The organism is Coleofasciculus sp. G3-WIS-01, assembly GCF_040223135.1.
GTDB lineage: Bacteria > Cyanobacteriota > Cyanobacteriia > Cyanobacteriales > Coleofasciculaceae > Coleofasciculus.
On the sequence record NZ_JAVJZI010000196.1, the window covers coordinates 77,983 to 85,983 of the forward strand.

Here is an 8,001-nt window from a genome sequence, read left to right on the forward strand (position 1 = left end):
TCACATCCCTTGCTCAACGATTAAGCCACCATTCAAGAAAACTTTCCCTAAGTCCAGAATGCTCATTATTTTTTCAGCATAGACCGCTTCTCCTTGCAAATATTCATGATTTATGCTATTTGTATCAGGTGTCACGGCGATGATCTGGAGCGGATTTAGCAGGAACATCGATTCACGCACATCTTCCACAATCACACCCGCCAAAATCTCCTCAACCTCCACAATCAGCGCTTTAGAACTTGGAGTTATCGCCGCTAAGGGCAAATTCAACACCGGGCGAATATCCACTAAGGTGACAATTTCCCCGCGCAGATTCATGTTTCCCACAATATGAGGGGGACAACAAGGAATGGGAGTCACTTGTTGGATTTCGGTAAACTCCCGCACGATTCCTAAATCAATCCCGAATAACTGATGATTTAAGACAATAATCGTTAACGATTTTACAAGGGTTAAATCTTGGCTCTCGAATGGAAGCTTTAGATTATCGGCTCGTTCTCGGAAAATTTCTCGTTCTTCCGGCGTCGCATTCGGGGCAAATACGGCTTGTTTGGCGAGGATTTCTTCACTAAATTGACTCGATGGAGTTTCTTGGGTGAGATAGTTCTCGACTAGGTTAAATGTGTGGCTGTCTATCGAGCTTAACCAATTTTCAGGATCACTTAAAATAAGGATATCACCAGCGTGGCGTGTGAGTCCACCAATAACGCCGTTTTCCGTCACAGTTTGATGCGGAGCAAGTTCAGTTGTAATTTCATCTGGGGCTATCGTCAGGACTTCACAAACCTGATTGACAATAATTCCAAGTTTGGTTTTTTCTCGTCTTAGAACGATAACACTGTCAGTTAAACGGTAGTCCGATGATTGTAAGCCTAAACTCTGATTAAAATCGGTAACTGGTATCATTTCTCCACGCAAATTAACCACGCCAATCATTTTACGCGGAGCTTCTGGAATGGATACAAACTCTGGGAGCGGAAAGACTTCTTCTACGTAAGCTGTGCTGATTCCATACAGCCGATCATTTAAACCAAAGATAAAATAGGAATTGTCTTTCATAGAGAATCTTGTTCAATAATATTTAATGAGGATTCGACTTGTTCAATCAGTTCAGATGCCGTTAAATTACCCAGTTTTTGCAGGTGAGTATCTGGCGGTAACTGCTTGAGCAGATTCAATGCCACATGCTGCATTTTAATCGTATTTTTTTTTAGGTCATCTTCAAGTGTTTCCGGATGAAAGGCTAAGGTATAATCGTCTTCCGTATCCAAAGTTAGTGGGCTAGGAACATCACCCACAGGCGTATAAACTAAACTCTCAGTCTGACGTTGATAAACCAGGGATTCGGGAAAAACGTTGGTTTGAAACTGCTTTAAAACTTGACCATACAGTTCAGAATGACCAGTAATCAGATATCCTAAGGGTTGGAGCGCATGGTAAAACTTATCCAAAACTTGGGCAATGGCGGAGGATTCAAAGTAAATAAAGACATTTCGACAAATAATTAAGTCAAAATCCTGTAAATCTAAGTTAGGTTGCGGTAGAGGATCTTTAACTAAATTGAGCTGTTGCCATTTGACTAAGGGTTTAATTTTGGGTTCAATCTGGTAGTGATTGTCAATGAATTGAAAATAATTCTGTTTAATCTGCGGCTCAATACTTCGCAATGACCAAGCTCTGTAATTTCCTTGTTTTGCTTTTTCTAAGGCATCTTGATTAATGTCTATACCAAAAATTCTTAAATTCCAGGTTTTGATATCAGGAATTAATTCGTTCAGCAGAATCGCCAGGGAATAGGGTTCTTCTCCCGTTGAACATCCCGCACTACAAATACGTAAGGTTTTATCTCCCTGATGACGCTGGATCAGTTCAGGCAAAATTTTAGTTCTGAGCAAACTACACTGTTCTTTATCTCGAAAAAAGTAACTTTCCAGATTAGTCAGCAAAACAACCAAATTTTTCCACTCTTGCTCAGCTTCCCAAGTGGGACAATTCAGCAACAGGTAATAATCTTCAGGAAATGTTAGTTTAATCTCCTTCATTCTAGCGAATATTTTCTCTTGTAAAGCGGCTTGATCTCGCTCTCTAATGATTAAACCAGTATGGTGAGCAATTAAGCGAATAAAGGCTTGTTTTATTTTAGGACTTAACCAGTATGGTGTTGACACATTCATTACCTAATCGGTTTACCGTACAATCGACTGTTTTTGTAAAAGTTCCAGCAACATCGGCGCGATCGCGCCCAAGGGTAAGACTTCCCTAGCCGCCCCTAAATCAATGGCTTCTTTGGGCATCCCGAAGATGATTGAGGTGGCTTCATCTTGAGCAATGGTTAACCCACCAGCTTGGGCAATTGCTAACATTCCTTTTGCTCCATCTCTACCCATTCCTGTTAATAATATTGCTGTACTTTTCTTGCCGTATACTTTGGCGACAGACTCAAATGTTACCGTTACTGATGGACGATGCCCGTCTAAAGCAGGTTTATCTGAGCAAACAAAATCACCCTGATTATTTAACTCTAAATGATGTTGTTCTGGGGGAAAATAAATGATTCCCGGTTGAGGTTTATATCCAGATTGGGCAATCTTGATCGGTAATTTGCACGTAGCAGACAACCAATCGATTAACCCCTGTAAAAAACCTTGACAAATGTGCTGAACACAAATTATTGGAACGGAAAAATTAGCTGGAAGTTGAGAAAGGATTTCCTGCAACGCCGGAGGTCCACCAGTTGATGTGCCAATGGCAATTATTTTAGGTTTCGGATATGATTTTGCTGGAGCAAACGTCAGATATTGCAGATTTATCGGCTTAGGTTTAACTAAAAGCTTGGGTTTTTTCTTAAATACTCTAACGCCAGACAGGACAATAATTTTATTAATTAATTCTCGATTAAATGCCTGATTATTCATGGTTAATCCAGCAATCGGTTTGGGACAAATATCGACAGCCCCTGCTTCGAGAACATCAAAGATATGATGGGTATCTTCATGCTGTACTGAAACACTTAAGACTAGAATCGGTTTAGGATAGTGACTCATCACTTCAGTGGTGAATTCCAACCCATCCATCTGAGGCATGTGCAAGTCAGTACAAATCACATCGGGTTGAACTTTAGGAATTAGCTTCAACGCTTCTAACCCATTTGGAGCTTCTCCGACTACCTCCATTTGGGGGAATTCATTCAGAATTCGTCTGAGAATCACTAAAGATATTTTGGAGTCTTCAACTAATAAAACTTTAATCGTCATTGTTCATTATTTATTCGGTTATATCCTCGGTTTTTGTAGTAATCGCTTTAGCGATAAAGGCACTCAAGTGCCAACTACGTACAAACTTAACTCAATTAAACAAGGTTTTTGTAGTAATCGCTTTAGCGATAAAGGCACTCAAGTGCCAACTACGTACAAATCCAACTCAATTAAACAAGGTTTTTGTAGTAATCGCTTTAGCGATAAAGGCACTAAAGTGCCAACTACGTACAAACTTAACTCAATTAAACAAGTCGGCTTAAGGTTTCTAAAAGAAATGCTTGGTTAAACTTACCTTTAATAATGTAAGCATCCGCTCCTGCTTGGGCACCCCGTTGTTGATCTGCTTCTGAATCCAAAGTGGTTACCAAAATAATCGGTAAGTCTTGATACTTTGGATGCTGGCGAATTTTTGCCGTTAGCGATAACCCATCTAAATGAGGCATTTCTACATCAGAAACCACCGCATCAAAATGACGGCTTCTGAGTTTTGTATAACCCTCTAATCCATCGACAGCAATCACCACTTCATATCCCGCTCGTTCTAAAAGTCGTTTTTCTTGAGTACGAACCGCAAGGGAATCTTCGACTAAAAGAATGGTAGGTTTAGCTTGCACAACCGTCTTAGTTTGAACAGAAACCGTTGAGGGACTTTGTTTTTGCAGCGATTTAATTAAATCAGCCGGATTGAGAATCATACAAACATCCCCCGTGGGGAGAATAGTTGCACCCAAAACATTTCGCACCCGCTTTAATAACAAACTTTGAGGTTTGAGGGGGATTTCTTGGGTATCCAAAAGGCGATCCACGAAAAACCCAGAGAGTTCCTCTCCAACCTTAAGCAGAATACACGATCGCAACTCAGAAATCGGCGCTTCTTTTTTGGCGGTAAGGGCGTAGCTTGGTGAGTTTGACAGTTCCAATACATCAGCGAGATTGGCGACAGGAACCCTTTGATCCATCCACTTTAAACTCTCGCGCCCATCAATGGTTTCTATTTCATCAGGAGAAAGGAGTAAACTGGTTTGGACAAATTCAATGGGGAGAGCTTGGATAATTCCCTGAACCTCAACAAATAACGCATTAACCGTTGCCAAACTTGTGCGAAGCTGGATACGGAACCTACTTCCTTGATTGGGAGTTGATTCGATCGCGATCGCGCCTTTGAGTCGTTCAATATTTGTCCGTACCACATCCAAGCCAATCCCCCTACCAGAAATTTCGGTAATAAAGGTTCGCGTGGAGAATCCTGGGGCAAAAATGAGTTCATAAATTTGGCTGGAATTCATCCTTTCCAGCTCATCATGTTGGTAAAGTTTGCGTTTAATCGCCGTCTGCTTAATTTGTTCTAAGTCAAGCCCGCGCCCATCATCGGCGACTTCGATGACAATCATATTACCAATTAAATTACCCCGGAGCCAAATTTTTGCCACTGGAGATTTACCCACTTTCTCGCGTTCCTCAGGTGTTTCCACCCCATGATCAATCGCGTTGCGAATCAGATGGGTTAAAGAATCTTTAATATCCTCCAGAATATTTTTATCCGCCATCGTGTCTCCCCCTTCAATCACTAACTCTACCTGTTTAGCCTGTTTCCGGGCTAAATCCCGCACCACACGCGGAAACAACTGGAAAATGGTAGACAGGGGTAATCGTCGGAGGGTTTGAATTCTCTCCCGTAAATCCTCAGCAATTAAATCCAAATTGGTGGTATTATCCTGAGTAGCGGTTCGCAAGGCGTTAATCTTTTGGTCTAAGCGTTCTTGGAATGGGTTAATTTCATTGGCTATCGCCTCACCGGATCGGGCTTGACGATAAAAGGCTTTCCATTCTTGCCAAAGTGTCACCAGTTCCTCAACTTCTGATGCTGTGTATGCAATGCGAAGTTTAGTTACATTCAGTTCCTCAGCTTGCGCCATTAAAGTATCCAACTCACGAGTGGGAACGCGAATTGTATCGATACGGTAGGCGTCACTAATTCCTGGCGTTTTGGGTATCGAGGGTTGAGGGGGAAGGGGTTTAATCGGAATCGGTACAGCATCAGGTAAGCTAGGGGGAGAAACCTCTAGTAACTGATTGAGAACCTCCACAGTATTTACACCCGTTGGTTGACCCGTCACCGCTTCCTGTACCAGCTTACCCATTGCATCCAATCCTTGATACAAGCGATCGCTAATATCTGGGGTTAAAATTGTTGGCTTGAGTTTAATCCCCCCTAAAATCTCTTCAATGTGGTGAATTAAAGCTTCAACGGGTTCAACGCCTGCGCTTCTGGAGTCTCCTTTTAAACTATGAGCTTCTCGCAGTAATTCGTCTAAAATGGTTTGATTATCAGGATGCTTTTCTAATTGCAGTAATCCCGTTTCTAGTTTCTGTAAACGTTCAAAGCTGGCGAGTTTATAAACGTCCCGCAGTTCCTCATCTTCAATCAACGCAGCGCTGAGGGGGCGCTGCGATGGGGAGGATTGGACATCAGGTAAACCCACAATCGTCAGGGAAGCCGGGGGAGAAATGGGCGGAGTAGCTGATTTGGAGACAGTTACCACAGGGGGTAATTGCGCTGACGCCTCAATGGCGACGATTAATTGGTTGAGCACTTGCGCCGTATCTACTCCCTGGAGTTGACCCGTTACCGCTTCATCAACTAAGCGACCGATTGCCTCTAATGCATCATAGAGGCTTTCACTGACTTTGACAGTAAAACCAAGCTGTTTAGATTTGATGCGATCAAAAATTTCTTCGATATGATGGGTTAGGGTTTCTACCGATTCGACACCAACGCTACGAGAATCCCCTTTGAGACTATGGGCTTCCCGCAATAATTGATCTAAGGTAGCTTCATCATCAGGATCTTTTTCTAAATACAGTAAACCAGCTTCCAAAATCTGCAACCGTTCGGTACTACAGAGTTGATAAACCTGTCGTAGTTCTTGATCTTCGATAAAGCTAGGGGCGAGTTGAGGGGTAGGAGTGGGTTGAGTGAAGTGAACATTATTAGTAAAACCCGCCCCGACAAACCGGGCTTCCTCTTGAACTGGAGAAGCCACAGCCGGTTGTTGGCAATGTTCGAGTACAATAATTAATTGTTCCAATACCTGAGTCGTATCCACTACACTCGGTTGACCCGTTACCGCTTCTTGAACTAACTTGCTAATAGCATCTAATCCTTGATGTAAGGTTTGGCTAACTTGGGGGGTAAAAGCCGTGGGTTGGGATTTGAGGCTCTCGATAATTTCTTCTAGGGGATGAGCCAAAATTTCCACGGTTTCCACACCAACGCTACGAGAATCGCCTTTGAGACTATGAACTTCTCGCCGCAATTTCTCCCAGATGGCTTCGTCTTCTGGATTTTGGGCTAAATCACGTAACCCAGTTTCTAGGCTTTGCAACCGTTCATCACTAGCGAGTTGATACACCTGTCGTAATTCATCATCGTCGATATAGCTTTCTGCTATTTCTGCTAATTCAGAGGATAGACATTCTTCTTTTGGAGTATCCTCCTGAACCGGAGAAGCCACAGCCGATTGTTGGCAATTTTCCAGCACCAGCATAAATTGTTCCAGCACCTGAGTGGTATCCACTAGACTGGGTTGACCGGTTACGGCTTCTTGGACTAATTTGCTAATAGCATTTAATCCGTGATGTAAGGTTTGGCTAACTTGGGGGGTAAACGCGGTGGGTTGAGATTTGAGGCTCTCGATAATTTCTTCAAGGGGATGAGCCAAAATTTCCACGGTTTCCACGCCAACACTACGAGAATCACCCTTAATAGTATGGGCTTCCCGGCGCAATTGTTCCCAGATAGATTCATCTTCTGGATGTTGTGTCAAATGACGTAATCCAGCCTCTAGGCTTTGCAACCGTTCACCACTAGCAAGTTGATACACTTGTCGTAATTCATCATCATCGATATAGCTTTCGGCTAATTCAAATGATAGAGGTTCCACCGGAATGTCTCTACCTGCGCTCATTTCCTCTCCCTCTAGACGTTCCACCTTCACGTCTCTACCTACGGCTTTCTCTGCTGGCTCAACAGCCATTTGTTGAAATTGATCCAGTATCTCAGCTAAATTGACACCACTGGGTTGACCGGTGACAGCTTCGGCGACGAAAAGACGAATTGCATCTAATCCGTGATCAAGAACTTGACTTACCGAGGGCGAAAAAACCAGCTTTTGGCGTTTAATTCGTCCCAGAGTCCATTCCATGCGATCGGCAAGGGTTTCTACAGCCTCAACGCCTAAACTTTTGGAGTCTCCTTTTAGGCTGTGAACGTCTCGCAGCAACTGTTCTAAAGTTGTCTCATTTTCTTGGTTTTTTTGTAGATGTTGCAAACCGACAGCGAGTTTCTCTAGACGTTCTTTGCCCGCCGTTTTATACAAATTTCGCAGTTCTTCATCGTCTATCATTGTCATTGTAATTCGTCATTTGTCATTCGTCCTTAGTTAGGGAACAGAGATCGGGTTTGTCGGGGCGGGTTTTACTATTATCGTTTCTTACCCTGACATGTAACTCAACCCACCCTGACTGAATGTTCCAGTGGTAGCATGGTAATACAAAGTTGATTTCATAGATATAATTTTCTCTCCCCATACTTCCAGACGCGCCATGGCGCGTCTCTACATTGCTCCCCCTACTTCCAGTCGCGCCATGGCGCGTCTCTACATTGCTCCCCCTACTTCCAGTCGCGCCATGGCGCGACTCTAAATTGCTCACCCTTCTGCCAGTAGCGACATGGCGGGTATCT

At 43.2% G+C, this 8,001-nt stretch carries 4 protein-coding genes; all 4 read right to left on the bottom strand.

Going from position 1 to position 8,001, the window contains the following annotated elements; translation table 11 throughout:
* The 4 genes from RIM23_RS20430 to RIM23_RS20445 all read right to left on the bottom strand — a co-directional run bounded on the left by RIM23_RS20430 (position 1) and on the right by RIM23_RS20445 (position 7,669).
* Positions 1–1,059, bottom strand: a complete 1,059-nt coding sequence (locus RIM23_RS20430) for a chemotaxis protein CheW (RefSeq protein ID WP_446368932.1) — start codon at positions 1,057–1,059, stop codon at positions 1–3.
* Positions 1,056–2,168 carry a CheR family methyltransferase gene (locus RIM23_RS20435; RefSeq protein WP_446368933.1) on the bottom strand — a complete coding sequence of 371 codons (1,113 nt, stop codon included), beginning with the start codon at positions 2,166–2,168 and terminating at the stop codon, positions 1,056–1,058. Before RIM23_RS20435 ends, RIM23_RS20430 begins: the two co-directional genes overlap by 4 nt.
* 18 nt (positions 2,169–2,186) lie before the next feature.
* Entirely contained in the window at positions 2,187–3,254 is a 1,068-nt protein-coding gene (gene cheB, locus RIM23_RS20440) for a chemotaxis-specific protein-glutamate methyltransferase CheB (RefSeq protein ID WP_446368934.1), read from the bottom strand.
* A gap of 245 nt (positions 3,255–3,499) precedes the next feature.
* Positions 3,500–7,669, bottom strand: a complete 4,170-nt coding sequence (locus RIM23_RS20445; RefSeq protein ID WP_446368935.1) for an Hpt domain-containing protein — start codon at positions 7,667–7,669, stop codon at positions 3,500–3,502.
* Between the last annotated feature and the right edge of the window lie 332 nt (positions 7,670–8,001).

Excerpts from the sequence above, each read along its gene's own strand:
- RIM23_RS20430 (WP_446368932.1), bottom strand. The coding sequence starts at position 1,059 with ATGAAAGACAATTCCTATTTTATCTTTGGTTTAAATGATCGGCTGTAT.
- cheB (WP_446368934.1), bottom strand. The coding sequence starts at position 3,254 with ATGACGATTAAAGTTTTATTAGTTGAAGACTCCAAAATATCTTTAGTG.
- RIM23_RS20445 (WP_446368935.1), bottom strand. The coding sequence starts at position 7,669 with ATGACAATGATAGACGATGAAGAACTGCGAAATTTGTATAAAACGGCG.